This is a genomic window from Pseudomonas sp. NFX5 (genome assembly GCF_049132125.1).
Lineage (GTDB): Bacteria > Pseudomonadota > Gammaproteobacteria > Pseudomonadales > Pseudomonadaceae > Aquipseudomonas > Aquipseudomonas marginalis.
Genome location: NZ_JAFMZG010000030.1, coordinates 1 through 17,568, shown reverse-complemented (window position 1 = coordinate 17,568; position 17,568 = coordinate 1). Strand labels below are relative to the sequence as shown.

Below are 17,568 nucleotides of genomic sequence, written 5' to 3'. Positions count from 1 at the left end.
GGATACCGGGATTACGGCCGGCCAATTTCTGCGAATTTGGCCTGGGTATGTTCCGCCAGCACTGCGGCGGACAACTCCACTTCCAGTCCCCTTCTCCCCGCACTCACAAAAATTGTCGCAAACGGCTGCGCCGTTACATCGATAAATGTGCGCAGCCGCTTCTTCTGCCCCAGTGGGCTGATACCTCCCAGCAGGTAACCGGTGGAACGCTGCGCCGCAGCCGGATCAGCCATTTCGACTTTTTTAACCCCCGCCGCATGAGCCAGGGCCTTGAGGTCGAGACTTCCGACGACCGGCACCACAGCCACCAGTAATTCGCCTTTTTCACTGCTGGCCAACAAGGTCTTGAACACCTGCGCCGGGTCGAGGCCCAATTTCTCTGCGGCCTCCAGGCCATAGGAGGCCGCCTTGGGGTCGTGTTCATAACTGTGGATGCGATGTTCGGCGCGAACTTTTTTCAACAAATCCAATGCGGGGGTCATGACCTCTCCGAGCGTGGCAAACTGACGGCCAATTCTAGGCCAAGCCCGCATAAAACGCTCTAGTCCGCCCTCCCCGTCCACAATACTTAACGTGGCGAGCGTGATCATTCATCAAACCAATAGTTGGAAAGTGACCGACAGTTCACTTTCGACCTTTGACAGCCGTCATTCTTGTCTATATTTTTTCGTTTCCGAATACTGTAGGAATACACCTGCAGCGTTCCAGCAGTAAGCCGTGTCTTGGATGGGGATCCTCGTCACGGTGAAAATCGCGCAACCGTCCGTTGAGGCAGTGCGCCAGACAAGAACAACAATCGAGGTTTTCCATGACAACTGCTCTTCAACAGCCTTCACTTTCGAGCCAATGCATGGCCGAGTTCCTGGGGACTGCGCTTCTGATCTTTTTCGGTACAGGCTGCGTTGCTGCGCTCAAGGTCGCGGGTGCCAGCTTCGGGTTGTGGGAAATCAGCATCATCTGGGGGATCGGCGTCAGCATGGCGATCTACCTGAGCGCCGGTATTTCCGGGGCTCACCTCAATCCGGCGGTCAGTATCGCCCTGTGTATTTTTGCCGACTTCGACAAGCGCAAACTGCCGTTCTACATCCTGGCCCAAATCGCCGGAGCCTTCTGCTCGGCGGCGCTGGTGTACACGCTTTATAGCAATCTCTTTTTCGATTACGAACAAACCCACCATCTGGTACGCGGCACCCAGGCCAGCCTGGAATTGGCCTCGGTGTTCTCCACCTACCCCCATGTACTGCTGAGCACGGCGCAGGCCTTCCTGGTGGAAATGGTCATTACCGCGATCCTGATGGGCGTGATCATGGCCCTGACCGATGACAACAACGGCCTGCCGCGCGGTCCGCTGGCACCACTGCTGATTGGCCTGCTGATTGCGGTCATCGGCAGTGCCATGGGCCCGCTGACCGGCTTTGCGATGAACCCGGCGCGGGATTTCGGGCCCAAGCTGATGACCTTTTTCGCTGGCTGGGGTGAAATGGCCTTTACTGGCGGCCGCGATATTCCTTACTTCCTGGTTCCGATTTTCGCGCCGATTGTCGGCGCATGCCTCGGTGCTGCGGCCTATCGCGGGCTGATTGCTCGCCACTTGCCGAGCGCCGCACCTGCTATAGCGGAAACAACTGACACGGCTGTCAACGGCAAGACTCGTATTTCCTGAAAGCGCCAGCCTGGTCCTCTGCCCTTCGCGGCCCCGGCTGATTTCTGACTTCCTTATTTCGTCCAAGGCAATAGACATGACCGATATCGAGAATAAGAACTACATCATTGCCCTTGATCAGGGCACCACCAGTTCCCGGGCAATCATCTTCGATCGCGACGCCAACGTGGTCTGCACCGCCCAACGTGAATTCACCCAGCACTACCCGCAAGCCGGCTGGGTCGAGCATGACCCGATGGAAATCTTCGCCACCCAGAGCGCGGTGATGGTCGAGGCCCTGGCACAAGCCGGCCTGCACCATGACCAGGTCGCCGCCATCGGTATCACCAACCAGCGTGAAACCACCGTGGTATGGGACAAGATCACCGGCCGCCCGATCTACAACGCCATTGTCTGGCAATGCCGCCGCAGCACCGAGATCTGCCAGCAGCTCAAGCGCGACGGCCACGAGCAATACATCAACGACACCACCGGCCTGGTCACCGACCCGTACTTCTCCGGCACCAAGCTCAAGTGGATCCTCGATAACGTCGAAGGCAGCCGCGAGCGTGCGCGCAACGGCGAGCTGCTGTTCGGCACCATCGACAGCTGGCTGATCTGGAAATTTACCGGCGGCAAGACCCACGTCACCGACTACACCAACGCCTCGCGCACCATGCTCTTCAACATCCACACCCTGGAGTGGGATGCGAAGATGCTGGAGATCCTCGACGTTCCGCGGGAAATGCTGCCGGAAGTGAAGTCTTCCTCCGAGATCTACGGCCGCACCAAAAGCGGCATCGCCATCGGCGGTATCGCCGGTGACCAGCAAGCGGCACTGTTCGGCCAGATGTGCGTGGAGGCCGGCCAGGCCAAGAACACCTACGGCACCGGCTGCTTCCTGCTGATGAATACCGGCGACAAAGCGGTCAAGTCCAAGCACGGCATGCTCACCACCATCGCCTGCGGCCCCCGTGGCGAAGTGGCCTATGCGCTGGAAGGCGCGGTGTTCAACGGTGGCTCCACCGTGCAATGGCTGCGTGACGAGCTGAAAATCATCGCCGATGCCACCGACACCGAATACTTTGCCGGCAAGGTCAAGGACAGCAACGGCGTGTACCTGGTCCCGGCCTTCACCGGCCTGGGTGCCCCCTACTGGGACCCGTATGCCCGTGGCGCACTGTTTGGCCTGACCCGCGGCGTACGCGTGGATCACATTATTCGTGCCGCCCTGGAGTCGATTGCCTACCAGACCCGCGACGTACTCGACGCCATGCAACAGGACTCGGGCGAACGCCTCAAGGCCCTGCGTGTGGACGGCGGTGCGGTGGCCAACAACTTCCTGATGCAATTCCAGGCCGACATCCTCGGCACCCAGGTCGAGCGCCCGCAAATGCGCGAAACCACTGCACTCGGCGCCGCCTACCTGGCAGGCCTGGCCTGCGGCTTCTGGGGCAGCCTGGACGAGCTGCGCGGCAAGGCCGTGATCGAGCGCGAATTCGAACCGCAACTGGAAGAAGCCGCCAAGGAAAAACTCTACGCCGGCTGGCAAAAAGCGGTGAGCCGCACCCGTGACTGGGAGCCCCACGAAGGCGCCGAATAAGCCATGCGCCGGCCCCATATCGGGTTGTAACTGGCAGGGAGCAGATTCCTGCGTCATCATGGGCCACTTTTGTATGGCAGCCCAAAGGACGCCCCATGAATCTGCCTCCCCGCCAGCAGCAAATCCTCGAACTGGTCCGCGAACGCGGCTACGTCAGTATCGAGGAAATGGCGCAGCTATTCGTTGTCACCCCGCAAACCATCCGCCGCGATATCAACCAGCTGGCGGACGCCAATCTGCTGCGCCGCTACCACGGCGGCGCGGCCTATGACTCCAGTGTCGAGAACACCGCCTACGCCATGCGTGCCGACCAGATGCGCGACGAGAAACAGCGCATCGGCGAAGCCATCGCGGCACAAATTCCCGATCACGCCTCGTTGTTCATCAATATCGGTACCACTACCGAGTCCATTGCCCGTGCGCTGCTCAATCACAATCACCTGAAAATCATCACCAATAACCTCAACGTCGCCACCATGCTCAGCGCAAAGGACGACTTCGATGTGTTGCTGACCGGCGGTAATGTGCGCCGTGACGGCGGCGTGGTGGGCCAGGCCAGTGTCGACTTCATCAACCAGTTCAAGGTCGACTTCGCGCTGGTGGGTATCAGCGGCATCGACGAGGACGGCAGCCTGCTGGACTTCGACTACCAGGAAGTCCGGGTTTCCCAGGCGATCATCGCCAATGCACGCCAGGTGATCCTGGCGGCGGACTCCAGCAAATTCGGGCGCAATGCCATGATTCGACTGGGGCCGATCAGCCTGGTGGACTGCCTGGTGACGGATCAGGAGCCGGTGCCGGCCCTGGTGCAGTTGCTGAACCAGCATAAGGTTCGCCTGGAAGTCGTATAGCGTCTGCACTGAAGCCATCGGGGGCAAGCCCCGATGGCGATTTATCCAGCGCCTTTTTCTCGAGCCTGCCCAGGCTTATGTTCACAAATTTTCCTTTTCCCGCCCTTCGATGAGTTTTTTCAATCGAAGTCGACTGGCTGTGCCCACGTTTATCAGCTACCATTTTCGCAAATGAACATTAATGTTCGAATTCCAATACGAAAAAGCTCCCGAGGCCAGTCGATGAACCCTTCTACCTTGCCTGCTCCACCGCTTGCCGAAGTCTATGACGTTGCCGTAATCGGTGGCGGGATCAACGGCGTCGGCATTGCAGCAGACGCAGCCGGTCGCGGTTTGTCGGTATTCCTTTGCGAAAAGGACGACCTGGCCAGCCACACCTCCTCCGCCAGCAGCAAGCTGATCCACGGCGGCCTGCGCTACCTCGAACATTACGAATTCCGCCTGGTACGCGAAGCCCTGGCCGAACGTGAAGTGCTGCTGGCCAAGGCCCCGCACATCGTCAAGCAGATGCGCTTCGTGCTGCCACACCGCCCCCACCTGCGCCCGGCGTGGATGATCCGTGCCGGCCTGTTCCTCTATGACCACCTGGGCAAGCGCGAGAAACTCGCCGGCTCCAAGAGCCTCAAGTTCGGCCCTGACAGCCCGCTGAAAAGCGAAATCACCAAAGGCTTCGAATACTCCGACTGCTGGGTCGACGACGCCCGTCTGGTCGTCCTCAACGCCATGGCCGCCCGTGAAAAAGGTGCGCATATCCATACCCAGACCCGCTGCATCAGTGCCCATCGCAGCAATGGCATGTGGGACATGAACATGGAACGCGCCGATGGCAGCCTGTTCTCGATCCGTGCCCGCGCCCTGGTGAACGCCGCCGGCCCGTGGGTCGCCAAGTTCATCAAGGACGACCTGAAGCTGGACTCGCCCTACGGTATCCGCCTGATCCAGGGCAGCCACCTGATCGTGCCGAAACTGTATGAAGGCGCCCACGCGCACATCCTGCAGAACGAAGACCAGCGCATCGTCTTCACCATTCCGTACCTGAACCACCTGACCATCATCGGCACCACCGACCGCGAATACACCGGCGACCCGGCGAAAGTGGCGATCACCGAAGGTGAAACCGACTACATGCTCAAGGTGGTCAACGCGCACTTCAAGAAACAGCTGAGCCGCGACGACATCGTCCACACCTACTCGGGTGTGCGCCCACTGTGCAACGACGAGTCGGACAACCCGTCGGCCATCACCCGTGACTACACCCTGTCGCTGTCCGGTGGTACGGGCGAGGCACCGATCCTGTCGGTGTTCGGCGGCAAGCTGACCACCTACCGCAAGCTCGCCGAATCGGCGATGGCGCAACTGGCCCCGTACTTCACGCAGATGCGTCCCAGCTGGACCGCCACCGCCAGCCTGCCCGGCGGCGAGGACATGACCACGCCGCAAGCCCTGGCCGAGGCCATTGGCAGCAAGTTCGACTGGTTGCCGAGCGAAATCGCGCGCCGCTGGTCCACCACCTATGGCAGCCGCACCTGGCGCCTGCTCGAAGGCGTGCAGTCGCTGGCTGACCTGGGTGAACATTTGGGCGGCGGCCTCTACACCCGCGAGGTCGACTACCTGTGTGCCGAGGAATGGGTAACCCAGCCCCAGGACGTGCTGTGGCGCCGGACCAAACTCGGCCTGTTCACCACCCCACAGGAACAGGACAACGTGCAACGCTACCTGTCCAAGGTTGAGCAGACCCGCAGCAAGATCGAAGCCGCCTGACAGGCCCGTCGTAAAAAAGCCCCTGCGCCGTAAGGCCCAGGGGCTTTTTTATAGCGCCTGGCATTCGGTTTTCCGAACGCCACAGGCAAGCCTATTCGGTTTACCGGATCAAACGGTTACATATTTGTCGTCATACAAAATTAATCCTCATGTAAATCAACTTGTTAAGCTTTTATTTCCGGTCTGGCACGACTCATGCTCTACACTCCTAGACGATTGCCTGGGACGCTTCAGGAGCCGTCACGGGCATTCGCTGTACAAGAGAGCCGTCTAGCCGGCTTCATAAAAAAAACAAATGTCGAGGAAGTATTGATGCGCATCGTTCCCCATATCCTGGGCGCAGCTATCGCTGCTGCTCTGATCAGCACTCCAGTTTTTGCCGCCGAACTCACCGGCACACTGAAGAAAATCAACGACTCCGGCACCATCACCCTCGGGCACCGCGACAGCTCCATTCCGTTTTCCTACATTGCGGATGGTTCGGGCAAACCTGTGGGCTACTCCCACGACATTCAGCTGGCCATCGTCGAAGCCCTGAAAAAAGACCTGAACAAACCCGATCTGCAGGCCAAGTACAACCTGGTCACCTCGCAGACCCGTATTCCGCTGGTTCAGAACGGCACCGTCGACATCGAGTGCGGTTCCACCACCAACAACGCCGAACGCGCCCAGCAAGTCGCCTTCACCACCAACATCTTCGAAATCGGCACTCGCCTGCTGGTCAAGAAAGACAAGGAAGGCAAGCCTAGCTACGCCGACTTCGCCGACCTGAAGGGCAAGAACGTCGTGACCACCGCCGGCACCACGTCCGAGCGCATCATCAAGGCGATGAACGCTGACAAGCAGATGGGCATGAACGTCATCTCCGCCAAAGACCATGGCGAGTCCTTCCAGATGCTGGAAAGCGGCCGTGCCGTAGCCTTCATGATGGACGACGCCCTGCTGGCCGGTGAAGAAGCCAAGGCCAAGAAGCCGGATGACTGGGTCATCACCGGTACTCCACAGTCCTTCGAAGCCTACGCGTGCATGGTTCGCAAAGAAGACCCTGCCTTCAAGAAAGCGGTGGATGACGCCATCGTTGGCCTGTACAAGTCCGGCGAAATCAACAAGATCTACGCCAAGTGGTTCGAAAGCCCGATCCCACCAAAAAACCTGAACCTGAACTTCCCAATGAGCGACAAGGTTAAGGAACTGATCAAGAACCCGACCGACAAGCCGGCGCCTGAAGTAAAAATCTGATTCCTGACTAACCTTATCGCCTGAGGGAGCCAACCCTCCCTCAGGCGTCTGTTACTACCTGCTGGCTATACTTTGGAACACTCGACCGGGCGGTTTTCGAGCCGATCGCGTGTGCCTGGCGTTCATCGCCAGGCGGGAATGGACTTTCCCCAAGCGGGTGCTTGTACATCGATCGATCTCGAGGGGAGACCCTAATGAATTACAACTGGGACTGGGGCGTGTTCTTCAAGTCCACCGGCGTGGGCAGCGAGACTTATCTCGACTGGTACATCGCCGGCCTGGGCTGGACCATCGCCATCGCTGTCGTGGCATGGATTATCGCCTTGCTGCTGGGCTCCATTCTGGGGGTCATGCGCACTGTGCCAAACCGCCTCGTATCGGGCATCGCGACCTGCTACGTGGAACTGTTTCGTAACGTGCCGCTGCTGGTGCAGCTGTTCATCTGGTACTTCCTGATACCCGACCTGCTGCCGCAGAACCTGCAGGACTGGTACAAGCAGGACCTCAACCCGACCACCTCGGCCTACCTGAGCGTTGTCGTGTGCCTGGGCCTGTTCACCGCTGCCCGTGTGTGCGAGCAAGTGCGTACCGGTATCCAGGCGCTGCCACGTGGCCAAGAGGCCGCTGCACGTGCCATGGGCTTCAAGTTGCCGCAGATCTACTGGAACGTGCTGCTGCCCCAGGCCTACCGGATCATCATTCCGCCGCTTACCTCGGAATTCCTCAACGTCTTCAAGAACTCCTCCGTGGCGTCCTTGATCGGCCTGATGGAACTGCTGGCGCAAACCAAACAGACCGCCGAGTTCTCGGCCAACCTGTTTGAAGCCTTCACCCTGGCCACGCTGATCTACTTCACCCTGAACATGAGCCTGATGCTGCTGATGCGCGTGGTCGAGAAGAAAGTCGCAGTGCCCGGCCTGATCTCCGTGGGGGGTAAATAATGGAACTCGATTTCAGCGGCATCATCCCCGCCATCCCGGGCCTGTGGAACGGCATGGTCATGACCTTGAAGCTGATGGTCATGGGCGTGATCGGCGGTATCGCGCTGGGTACGATCCTGGCACTGATGCGCCTGTCGTCCAGCAAACTGCTGTCCCGGGTGGCCGGCGCCTATGTGAACTACTTCCGCTCGATCCCGCTGCTGCTGGTGATCACCTGGTTCTACCTGGCGGTGCCGTTCGTGCTGCGCTGGATCACCGGCGAAGACACCCCGATCGGCGCGTTCACCTCCTGCGTCGTGGCGTTCATGATGTTCGAGGCCGCGTACTTCTGCGAGATCGTGCGGGCCGGCGTGCAGTCGATCCCCAAGGGCCAGATGGCGGCGGCACAGGCAATGGGCATGACCTATGGCCAGACCATGCGCCTGATCATCCTGCCCCAGGCGTTCCGCAAGATGACCCCGTTGCTGCTGCAACAGTCGATCATCCTGTTCCAGGACACCTCGCTGGTCTACACCGTGGGCCTGGTGGACTTCCTCAACTCCGCCCGTTCCAACGGCGACATCATCGGGCGCTCCAATGAGTTCCTGATCTTCGCCGGTGTCGTCTACTTCATCATCAGCTTTTCCGCCTCGCTGCTGGTCAAGCGTCTGCAAAAAAGGTTTGCCGTATGATCTCGATCAAGAACATCAACAAGTGGTATGGCGACTTCCAGGTGCTGACCGATTGCAGCACCGAGGTTAAAAAAGGCGAAGTGATCGTGGTGTGCGGGCCATCGGGCTCGGGCAAGTCCACCCTGATCAAGTGCGTCAACGCGCTGGAACCGTTCCAGAAAGGCGACATAATCGTCGACGGCACCTCCATCGCCGACCCGAAGACCAACCTGCCGAAACTGCGTTCGCGCGTGGGCATGGTGTTCCAGCACTTCGAGCTGTTCCCGCACCTGACCATCACCGAAAACCTGACCATCGCACAGATCAAGGTGCTCGGCCGCAGCAAGGAAGAAGCCACCAAGAAAGGCCTGCAACTGCTTGAGCGCGTCGGCCTGTCGGCGCACGCCCACAAGCACCCGGGCCAGCTTTCCGGTGGCCAGCAGCAACGTGTGGCGATCGCCCGCGCCCTGGCCATGGACCCGATCGTCATGCTGTTCGACGAACCGACCTCGGCCCTCGACCCGGAAATGGTCAACGAAGTACTGGACGTGATGGTGCAACTGGCCCAGGAAGGCATGACCATGATGTGTGTCACCCACGAAATGGGCTTTGCCCGCAAAGTGGCCGACCGCGTGATCTTCATGGACGCCGGCAAGATCATCGAAGACTGCCCGAAGGAAGAGTTCTTCGGCGACATCAGCGCCCGCTCCGAGCGCGCGCAGCACTTCCTTGAGAAAATCCTGCAGCACTAAGTACCACCCAGCTGTGGTGAAGGGGCCACCCCCTTCGCCACAACTGGTTGACCCAAGGCATCTGTGATGAAATGCGACCCCAACCTCTATCGCGCCGCACCGCCATCACTTGCCGTGAAACCTCGTCTGATTCGCCAACTGTTCCTGCCGCCGTTGATCATCGCCCTGATGATCGGCCTGGGTTATATCGGCTTCTGGATCAGTGAGTACTACGGCATCCGCACCCTCAGCGACAACGGCGAACGCCAGCTGGAGCTGCATGCCCGCACCGTCGAGAGTGAAATCAGCAAATACACCTACCTGCCCAGCCTGCTGGAGCTGGAGTCGAGCGTCTCCAAGCTGCTGGCCGATCCGAACCAGGAAACCCGCAAAACGGTCAACGACTACCTCGAAGGCCTGAACCGACGCAGTCGCAGTCGGGCCATCTACGTGATGGACACCACCGGCCGTGTGCTGGCCACCAGTAACTGGCGCGATGCCGACAGTTACCAGGGTGAAGACCTGTCCTTTCGCGCCTATTTCCAGAATGCCGTGCGCGGCCAGCCCGGGCGTTTCTACGGCATCGGCAGCACCAACGGCGAACCCGGCTACTACCTGGCCCACGGCCTGGAAGAACACGGCAAGATCATCGGCGTGGCGGTGGTCAAAGTGCGCCTCGAAGCCCTGGAAGAGCGCTGGCAACGCGCGCGCCTCGAAGCCTTTGTGAGCGACGAGAACGGCATCATCATTCTCTCCAGCGACCCGGCTCGACGCCTCAAGGCGGTGCGACCGCTGAGCGACGAGACCAAGGATCGCCTGGCCCACAGCCTGCAATATTACTGGGCCACGCTCAACGAACTGGAACCCCTGGCCCGTGAGCGCTTGAATGACCGCAGCGAGAAGCTGACCTTCCCGGCCAACACTGAAGTGGTCAACGACGAGCACGAAGTCAGCTACCTGGCGCAAACCCGCCCACTCAATGACACACCGTGGAATTTCACCCTGCTCACCCCGCTCAACGACCTGCGCCGCGCGGCGATCAACCAGGGCATCCTGGTGGCTGTCGCGTTTGGCCTCGTCGCGTTTTTGCTGATTGCCTGGAACGAGCGGCGCAAAGTCATCGCCACCCGCCTCGCTGCGCGGGAAGCCTTGCAGGAAGCCAACAGCCAGCTGGAACGGCGGATCGCCGAACGCACCGCCGACCTGCGCGCCAGCAACGAGCGGCTCAAGGGCCAGATCCGCGAACGGCGCCAGGCCGAGGAAACCCTGCGCCGCGCCCAGGATGAACTGGTACAGGCCGGCAAGCTGGCGGCCATCGGCCAGATGTCCACCAGCATCGCCCATGAACTGAACCAGCCGTTGGCCGCGCTGCGCACCTTGTCCGGCAACACCGTGCGCTTCCTCGAACGCGGCGCGCTGGACACCGCCAGCGCCAACCTCAAGACCATCAACGAGCTGATCGACCGCATGGGCCGCATCACCGCCAGCCTGCGCTCCTTTGCCCGACGCGGCGATGACCAGGGCGAAGCCAGCCTGGCCAAGGCCGTGGACGCCGCGTTCCAGGTCCTCGGCCCACGCCTGGACAGCCTGCCGCTGAGCCTGCACCGCAACTTTGCCCCGGCCCAATTGCAGATCGACCAGACGCGCCTGGAACAGATCCTGGTCAACCTGATCGGCAACGCCCTCGACGCCATGCAGGCACAACCGGCTCCCGAGTTGTGGCTGGAAGGCAGCGCCGCCGAGGGCAAATACCGCCTGCTGGTGCGCGACAACGGCCACGGCATCGACGCCGAGGCGCGCAAGCATCTGTTCGAACCCTTCTTCACCACCAAACCCGGCGAGCAAGGCCTGGGCCTGGGCCTGACCCTCTCCGCCAGCCTCGCGGCAGCCACCGGCGGCACCCTCGCCGTGGAGCACCCGGCCGGCGGTGGCACTGCCTTTGTCCTGAGCCTGCCGCTGGTGGGCGCTCAACAAGCTGAGTCGACATGAATATTGATCCTCAAGACCTCACCGTGCTGATCGTCGAAGACGACCCCCATGTGCTGCTCGGCTGCCAACAGGCCCTGGCGCTGGAAGACATCCCCAGCGTGGGCGTGGGCAGTGCCGAAGAAGCGTTGAAACGCATCGGCGAGAACTTCGCCGGCATCGTGATCAGCGACATCCGCCTGCCGGGCATCGACGGCCTGGAACTGCTCACCCGTCTCAAGGCCCTGGATAAAAGCCTGCCGGTGGTGCTGATCACCGGGCATGGCGACATCTCCATGGCGGTCGGCGCCATGCGCAATGGCGCCTACGACTTCATGGAGAAACCCTTCTCCCCCGAGCGCCTGGTCGACGTCGCCCGCCGCGCCCTGGAACAACGCGGGCTGGCGCGGGAAGTCTGGTCGCTGCGCCGCCAGTTGGCTGAGCGGGATTCGCTGGAAGGCCGCATCATCGGTCGCTCGCCGGCCATGCAGAACCTGCGCGAGCTGATCGCCAACGTCGCGGACACCTCGGCCAACGTGCTGATCGAAGGCGAGACCGGCACCGGCAAGGAACTGGTCGCGCGTTGCCTGCATGATTTCAGCCGCCGGCACGCCCACCAGTTCGTCGCCCTCAACTGCGGCGGCCTGCCGGAGAACCTGTTCGAAAGCGAGATTTTCGGCCACGAAGCCAACGCCTTTACCGGCGCCGGCAAGCGCCGTATCGGCAAGATCGAACACGCCCATGAAGGCACGCTGTTCCTCGATGAAGTGGAAAGCATGCCGATCAACCTGCAGATCAAATTGCTGCGAGTGCTGCAGGAGCGCACCCTGGAGCGCCTGGGCTCGAATCAGAGCGTGGCCGTGGATTGCCGGGTGATCGCCGCCACCAAGTCCGACCTCGACGAACTGAGCCGCGCCAGCCAGTTCCGCAGCGACCTGTACTACCGCCTCAACGTGGTGACCCTGGAACTGCCGCCCCTGCGCGAACGCCGCGAAGACATCCTGCAGCTGTTCGAACACTTCCTGCAGCAGTCGTCGCTGCGTTTTGACCGCACCGCGCCGGAACTGGACAACCAGACCCTCTCCAGCCTGATGAGCCACGACTGGCCCGGTAACGTACGCGAACTGCGCAACGTCGCCGAACGCTTCGCCCTCGGCCTGCCCGCCTTCAAGAAAAGCGGGGCCAGCAGCGGCAGCCAAGGCCTGGCGTTCACCGAAGCGGTGGAAGCCTTTGAACGCAACCTGCTCAGCGATGCCCTGCAACGCAGCGGCGGCAACCTGACCCAGGCCAGCCAGGAACTGGGCATGGCCAAGACCACCTTGTTCGACAAGGTCAAGAAATACGGGTTGAGCCACTGATGGATCTTTTTTTGAAAGCCGCCCTGGGCGCGGCGGTGGTGCTGATCCTGGCGGCACTGGCCAAGACCAGGAACTACTACATCGCCGGGCTGGTGCCGCTGTTTCCGACCTTTGCGTTGATCGCCCATTACATCGTCGGCAAGGGCCGCTCGCTGGACGATTTGAAGACCACCATCCTGTTCGGGATGTGGTCGATCATTCCCTACTTTGTGTATTTGGCGACGTTGTATGTGATGGTGGACCGCATGCGGCTGGAGGCCTCTTTAGCCATCGCGGCGGTAGCGTGGCTGATGGCCGCGACGGTGTTGGTGAGCGTGTGGGTACGCGTCCACGCCTGACACCACTCAATCCAAATGTGGGAGGGGGCTTGCCCCCGATAGCGGTGTATCAGTCACCTTATCTTTAACTGACCCACTGCCATCGGGGGCAAGCCCCCTCCCACACTTTTAATCGAGGCGTGTCAGCGGACTATTTTGTCGACCTGGATGCCCAGCTTCTTCAACCGATACCAGAAGCTTCTCTCGGAAATTCCTATCTTCGCCGCCGCCGCAGCCTGCACGCCGTTGCTCTCCTGCAAGGCGGCCAGGATGTAGGCTTTCTCCACCTCCGCCAGCGCCGCATCCAGGTCCTGGGGAATCCCCGGCCCTTCGCTGAGGATCGCGGTCACGCCGCCTTCGCTGGGTTTGGAAGCAAACAGATAACCCGGTAAATCAATGTCTTCGATCACAGGCGTGGCGGCCACGATGGTCGCGCGCTCCACACAGTTTTGCAGCTCACGGATATTGCCCGGCCAGTGATACGCGGCCATGGCCTGCAACGCCTCAGGGCTGAAGCCGGTAATCCGCTTGCCGGCAGTGGCGCTGAGGGTCCGGGCAAAGTGGCGGGCCAGGGGCGCGATGTCTTCCACACGCTCACGCAGGGCCGGCAGCGGGATCGGGAACACATTGAGGCGGTAATACAGGTCTTCGCGAAACTCCTTGTTAGCCACCGCCTCCAGCAGGTTCTTGTTGGTGGCCGCGATCACCCGCACATCCACCTTGCGCTCGCGGGGGTCGCCCACCGGCTCGATCACCCGCTCCTGCAAGGCGCGCAGGATCTTGGCCTGCAATGCCAGGGGCATATCGCCCACTTCATCGAGAAACAGCGTGCCCTTGTCGGCCTGCTGGAAGCGCCCGACCCGGTCAGACACGGCGCCGGTAAACGCGCCCTTGCGATGGCCGAACATTTCGCTTTCCAGCAACCCTTCGGGGATCGCCGCGCAGTTGACCGCCACAAACGGCTTGTCGGCACGGCTGCCGTGCTTGTGGATGGCGCGGGCGACCATTTCCTTGCCGGTGCCGCTTTCGCCGGTCAGCAGGATGGTGGTGCTGCTGTCGCGCACCGAATCCACCGCCTGCAACACTTTGCGAAACGCCGGGCTGTCGCCCACCAGGCTGTCGAACTGCGCCTGCTCATCCAGTTCGGCGCGCAGGCGCGCGTTGTCGCGCATGATGTCGCGAAACTGCAGGGCCTTGGCCACGGTGATGTCCAGCTCGTCGATATCGAACGGTTTGGCAATGTAGTCGTAGGCACCGTTGCGCATCGACTGCACGGCGTTTTTCACCGTGCTGTAGGCGGTCATCACGATCACCGGCACGTGGGGATAACGCACCTTGATCTCGGCCAACAAGGCCGGCCCGTCCATGCCCGGCATGCGCCAGTCACTGATCACCAGGTCGATGTCTTCCTGCTCGAGTACCTTGAGCGCATGCAGGCCGTTGCCCGCAATGAACACCTGCACGTTGTTCTGGCCCAGGGCCGACGCCAGCAGGTCGCAGAGTTTGGGTTCGTCGTCGACTACCAGAATGTTATGCGTCATGACTGTCCTCGTCGTCTTCGCCTGTCGCTGGAATGTACAGGCTGAAGGTGGCGCCGGCATCGTTTTCGCTGGCGCATTCGATGCTGCCGTCGTGACTTTCCATGATCGAATAGACTTTGGCCAGGCCCAGGCCCGTGCCCGAGGCCTTGGTGGTGACGAATGGCGTAAAGATGCGCTCGATCATCTCCGGCGCGATGCCCTGGCCGGTGTCGGCGATGGCGATGACGGTGTTGTCGCCCACGCTGCGGATGCCCAGGGTCAGGCGCCCGCCTTCAGGCATGGCATCGATGGCGTTGAGAATCAGGTTGAGGCAGGCCTGCTTGAGTTGCTTGGCATCGGCGTAGATCGTCGCCCCCGGCGCCTGGTCGTCGATCTGCGCGTCGATGTTATGGCTGGCCAGTTCCGGCGCGCAGAAGCCCAGGATCTCCTCCACCAGCGGACGGGCCGGCTGCAGCACGCGCAACGGTGGGTTGGGTTTGGCAAAGTCGAGGAACTCGGTGATCAAGTCATTGATGCGGCTGACTTCGCTGATCACATATTCCAGGTGGCGCTTGTCGGCGTCCGGCAGGTCAACGCGGCGGTGCAACAACTGGGTGGCCGTCTTGATGATGCCCAACGGGTTACGGATCTCATGGGCCAGGCCCATGGCGACTTCACCCAGGGCATGCAGGCGATCGCGCCGGCGCAGTTGGGCCTCGAGGTGGTGCAGCTCGCCCAGGCGCTCGGTCATATGGTTGAAGGTGCTGCTCAATTGCGCCAGTTCATCGCCGCCACTGACCAGCACGCGGTGCGTGTAGTTGCCTGAGATCACCGCACCCACGCCTTCGGACAAGTCCCGCAACGGCTTGGTCAGGCGCCGTGACACCAGCACCCCCGCCGCCAGGGACAGCGCCGAGCTGAGCAGGAAAATCAGCACGAACAGATTGCTCTGGTTCACCAGCCCCACCAGGCTGGTATGGCGCAGCAGGCCGCTGAAAATCACGCCTTGGAGGTCACCGGCGTCATTGAAGATCGGCCAGTACAGCCCGCTGTAGCTGTTGGTGAACTGCTCGCTGGGCTGCTTGGTACTGCGCATCGCGGTCTCGACACTTTTCGGAATGCGCGCAGGATGGTCCACGAAGCGCTGGGTCGAAAATATCTCCGAGAACCCCTCGGGGTTGGCCAGGTACAGGCGCAGGTCGAGGGAATGCACATCGGCCACGCTGGTGAGAAAGCTGCTGTCCAGGTAGGTCGCCACCAACAGGCGGTAGTCGACGCCGTCCTGGCTGGTTTCGAAGGTCGAGACCACAATCCCGGTGCTCACCCCTGCCACTTGCACGGTCTGCAGCACCGCGTTGCTGGTCAGGCTGATCTGTTTGACAATGTCATCGGAAGCCGTGCTGAACACCACCTTTTGATCGCTGGTGCGGATCAGCGCCACCACGTCGATGTCGGTGGCATCGGCGATGTCCGCGGTCAGCCGGTCATGCTTGGCCGCCTGCCGGCTCGAGGGCGGGCTGGTGTAGCGCAGGAACAGCTTGGCCATGCGCGCGTTGTCGTGAAGGATGTCGCCGATCTCGTCCTTGACGATCTTGGTTGATTCCTGCAGCCAGATGCGCACGTTGCTGTCGAAAATCTGCGACAGCGTGGTCGCCGCCAGCTCCGCCGCGATCATGGTGGGAATCACGCTGACCAGCCAGAACGCCAGCACCAGCTTGCGCTGGACGCTCCAGCGCGAAATGGCAAAGGGGCGGGCTTTCTGGCGGGTCTTGGTGATCATCAGGTTTCGCTTATCGCAGCAGCCATGGCAGGGTCGGAACGATCCGGTCGAATAAACAGTTTTACAAGCGTGAGCAGGCCGTTGACCAGCCGGTTGCGGTGGCGGAAAAACACACTGTTGCCCTGGAACTCGCAACCCAGGCGCAGCTTACTGGCATACCCGGCCTGGCCGCACTCATACACCGCAATATTGTGTTGAATACAGTAGTCGACGTTGGTCAGCCAGCTGCGGAAGTACAGGTTGTAGTCACGGCTGAACGCAACGTCATGGGCGAAAAACTTGTCCACCAACCGGTGCTCGTCCAGCAGCAGCAGGTTGAACGCCACCAACTGCTCGTCGACCCAGTAAAGAACACAGACGGCGCGATCGCCAAGGCGTTCCAGCACGCCGGTGAAATAGCCGGCAGGCAGGCGTTCGAACTGCAACTCGGCGCGCGTCAGCGTGGCCTCATACAGGCGCATGACCTCGGGCAGCACGTCGTCGATATTGCCGCGCCACTCCACCCGCGGTCCAGGTGCACGCAGCTTGCGGCGCAAGTCCTTGCGGGTGGATTTGCCCAGCGAGCCGAGGTAGGCGTCCACCGAGCCGTACGGCAGCGGCAACACCCCGGTGGGCAAGCCCGGCATGCTTTGAAAACCCGCCACCCGGCAACTGTCGAGCCAATGGGGATCCTGGCTGGGTGCATCCTTGACCGCCAGCAGGCCGATACCGAAGTCATCGGCATCCTGGCGCGCGGCTTCCAGCAAGTGTTTGAGCAACAACGGGCGACGCGACTCGGGCACGCCACTGGCCACCCCGGCATCGCAACGCTCGGCCACCGGGGAGCCAATGGCATACAGGCCCAATTGCAAAACACCCGGCCACAGCCGTTCCACACGTTCGGCCAACCGCTTGCCGGCGCCCGACACCGTGGTGTCGAGGCGATAATGGGTGATGAACGCGGCAGCCACGGCCACCAGCGTTCCGTTGTCATAAACCGCCAGGTAGCGCCATTGGAAATCATCGATGGCGGCGTTTTCCACGGCGACGTAATAGTCCCAGTCTTCCAGGGCACCGGGAAAACAGTCGTTCCAGGCGCTACGCTGGAGGGCCCGGATGGTCGGGAAGGCTTGGGTGGTGATCACATCGTTTCCCTTGTTATGGCTGGCGAGCTTGCTGTGGTGAGCGGCTTATTGTGGTGAGCGTGCTTGCTGTGGTGAGCGGGCAAGCC

Annotated in this window: 15 protein-coding genes; 11 read left to right on the top strand and 4 right to left on the bottom strand. The window is 61.3% G+C overall.

Going from position 1 to position 17,568, the window contains the following annotated elements:
- Positions 1–11 precede the first annotated feature (11 nt).
- Entirely contained in the window at positions 12–482 is a 471-nt protein-coding gene (gene ybaK / locus J1N02_RS19385) for a Cys-tRNA(Pro) deacylase (RefSeq protein WP_092356341.1), read from the bottom strand.
- Between the two features lie 326 nt (positions 483–808).
- On the opposite strand from ybaK, the gene J1N02_RS19380 reads away from it, so the two are divergent.
- From J1N02_RS19380 to J1N02_RS19330, 11 genes are all read left to right on the top strand, one after another.
- Complete coding sequence (locus J1N02_RS19380; protein ID WP_421147598.1) at positions 809–1,663, top strand: MIP/aquaporin family protein; 855 nt, start codon at positions 809–811, stop codon at positions 1,661–1,663.
- Positions 1,664–1,739: 76 nt separating this feature from the next.
- The gene (gene glpK / locus J1N02_RS19375; RefSeq protein ID WP_027604597.1) at positions 1,740–3,245 is read left to right on the top strand and encodes a glycerol kinase GlpK; all 1,506 of its coding nucleotides are present in this window, start codon (positions 1,740–1,742) and stop codon (positions 3,243–3,245) included.
- Between the two features lie 95 nt (positions 3,246–3,340).
- Positions 3,341–4,096: a DeoR/GlpR family transcriptional regulator gene (locus tag J1N02_RS19370; RefSeq protein WP_027604598.1), complete on the top strand. Its 756-nt coding sequence runs from the start codon at positions 3,341–3,343 to the stop codon at positions 4,094–4,096.
- A gap of 222 nt (positions 4,097–4,318) precedes the next feature.
- Positions 4,319–5,857, top strand: coding sequence for a glycerol-3-phosphate dehydrogenase (gene glpD / locus J1N02_RS19365; RefSeq protein WP_092356338.1), 1,539 nt, complete (start codon positions 4,319–4,321; stop codon positions 5,855–5,857).
- A gap of 312 nt (positions 5,858–6,169) precedes the next feature.
- A complete protein-coding gene (locus J1N02_RS19360; RefSeq protein WP_027604600.1) occupies positions 6,170–7,096 on the top strand; it encodes a glutamate/aspartate ABC transporter substrate-binding protein in 927 nt (308 codons plus the stop codon).
- A 194-nt stretch (positions 7,097–7,290) separates the two neighbouring features.
- Positions 7,291–8,037, top strand: a complete 747-nt coding sequence (locus J1N02_RS19355; protein ID WP_024073702.1) for an amino acid ABC transporter permease — start codon at positions 7,291–7,293, stop codon at positions 8,035–8,037.
- The gene (locus tag J1N02_RS19350) at positions 8,037–8,708 is read left to right on the top strand and encodes an amino acid ABC transporter permease (RefSeq protein WP_027604601.1); all 672 of its coding nucleotides are present in this window, start codon (positions 8,037–8,039) and stop codon (positions 8,706–8,708) included. Before J1N02_RS19355 ends, J1N02_RS19350 begins: the two co-directional genes overlap by 1 nt.
- Positions 8,705–9,439: an amino acid ABC transporter ATP-binding protein gene (locus J1N02_RS19345; RefSeq protein ID WP_027604602.1), complete on the top strand. Its 735-nt coding sequence runs from the start codon at positions 8,705–8,707 to the stop codon at positions 9,437–9,439. Before J1N02_RS19350 ends, J1N02_RS19345 begins: the two co-directional genes overlap by 4 nt.
- Positions 9,440–9,505: 66 nt before the next feature.
- Positions 9,506–11,407 carry a sensor histidine kinase gene (locus J1N02_RS19340; protein WP_368962184.1) on the top strand — a complete coding sequence of 634 codons (1,902 nt, stop codon included), beginning with the start codon at positions 9,506–9,508 and terminating at the stop codon, positions 11,405–11,407.
- Positions 11,404–12,741: a sigma-54-dependent transcriptional regulator gene (locus J1N02_RS19335; protein ID WP_065926532.1), complete on the top strand. Its 1,338-nt coding sequence runs from the start codon at positions 11,404–11,406 to the stop codon at positions 12,739–12,741. The genes J1N02_RS19340 and J1N02_RS19335 overlap by 4 nt, the downstream gene beginning before the upstream one ends.
- Entirely contained in the window at positions 12,741–13,079 is a 339-nt protein-coding gene (locus tag J1N02_RS19330) for a GlpM family protein (protein ID WP_421147597.1), read from the top strand. The genes J1N02_RS19335 and J1N02_RS19330 overlap by 1 nt, the downstream gene beginning before the upstream one ends.
- A 122-nt stretch (positions 13,080–13,201) precedes the next feature.
- Here the strand turns inward: J1N02_RS19330 and J1N02_RS19325 are convergent, their stop codons facing one another.
- From J1N02_RS19325 to J1N02_RS19315, 3 genes are read right to left on the bottom strand one after another with little or no spacing between them, the layout of a single operon-like run.
- Positions 13,202–14,599: a sigma-54-dependent transcriptional regulator gene (locus tag J1N02_RS19325; protein ID WP_421147596.1), complete on the bottom strand. Its 1,398-nt coding sequence runs from the start codon at positions 14,597–14,599 to the stop codon at positions 13,202–13,204.
- Positions 14,589–16,358, bottom strand: a complete 1,770-nt coding sequence (locus tag J1N02_RS19320) for an ATP-binding protein (RefSeq protein ID WP_421147595.1) — start codon at positions 16,356–16,358, stop codon at positions 14,589–14,591. The genes J1N02_RS19325 and J1N02_RS19320 overlap by 11 nt, the downstream gene beginning before the upstream one ends.
- Positions 16,358–17,482, bottom strand: coding sequence for a GNAT family N-acetyltransferase (locus J1N02_RS19315; protein ID WP_098480931.1), 1,125 nt, complete (start codon positions 17,480–17,482; stop codon positions 16,358–16,360). The genes J1N02_RS19320 and J1N02_RS19315 overlap by 1 nt, the downstream gene beginning before the upstream one ends.
- Positions 17,483–17,568: the final 86 nt, after the last annotated feature.

Coding starts and splice junctions, on each gene's coding strand:
- ybaK (WP_092356341.1), bottom strand. CDS start 482: ATGACCCCCGCATTGGATTTGTTGAAAAAAGTTCGCGCCGAACATCGC.
- J1N02_RS19380 (WP_421147598.1), top strand. CDS start 809: ATGACAACTGCTCTTCAACAGCCTTCACTTTCGAGCCAATGCATGGCC.
- glpK (WP_027604597.1), top strand. CDS start 1,740: ATGACCGATATCGAGAATAAGAACTACATCATTGCCCTTGATCAGGGC.
- J1N02_RS19370 (WP_027604598.1), top strand. CDS start 3,341: ATGAATCTGCCTCCCCGCCAGCAGCAAATCCTCGAACTGGTCCGCGAA.
- glpD (WP_092356338.1), top strand. CDS start 4,319: ATGAACCCTTCTACCTTGCCTGCTCCACCGCTTGCCGAAGTCTATGAC.
- J1N02_RS19360 (WP_027604600.1), top strand. CDS start 6,170: ATGCGCATCGTTCCCCATATCCTGGGCGCAGCTATCGCTGCTGCTCTG.
- J1N02_RS19355 (WP_024073702.1), top strand. CDS start 7,291: ATGAATTACAACTGGGACTGGGGCGTGTTCTTCAAGTCCACCGGCGTG.
- J1N02_RS19350 (WP_027604601.1), top strand. CDS start 8,037: ATGGAACTCGATTTCAGCGGCATCATCCCCGCCATCCCGGGCCTGTGG.
- J1N02_RS19345 (WP_027604602.1), top strand. CDS start 8,705: ATGATCTCGATCAAGAACATCAACAAGTGGTATGGCGACTTCCAGGTG.
- J1N02_RS19340 (WP_368962184.1), top strand. CDS start 9,506: ATGAAATGCGACCCCAACCTCTATCGCGCCGCACCGCCATCACTTGCC.
- J1N02_RS19335 (WP_065926532.1), top strand. CDS start 11,404: ATGAATATTGATCCTCAAGACCTCACCGTGCTGATCGTCGAAGACGAC.
- J1N02_RS19330 (WP_421147597.1), top strand. CDS start 12,741: ATGGATCTTTTTTTGAAAGCCGCCCTGGGCGCGGCGGTGGTGCTGATC.
- J1N02_RS19325 (WP_421147596.1), bottom strand. CDS start 14,599: ATGACGCATAACATTCTGGTAGTCGACGACGAACCCAAACTCTGCGAC.
- J1N02_RS19320 (WP_421147595.1), bottom strand. CDS start 16,358: ATGATCACCAAGACCCGCCAGAAAGCCCGCCCCTTTGCCATTTCGCGC.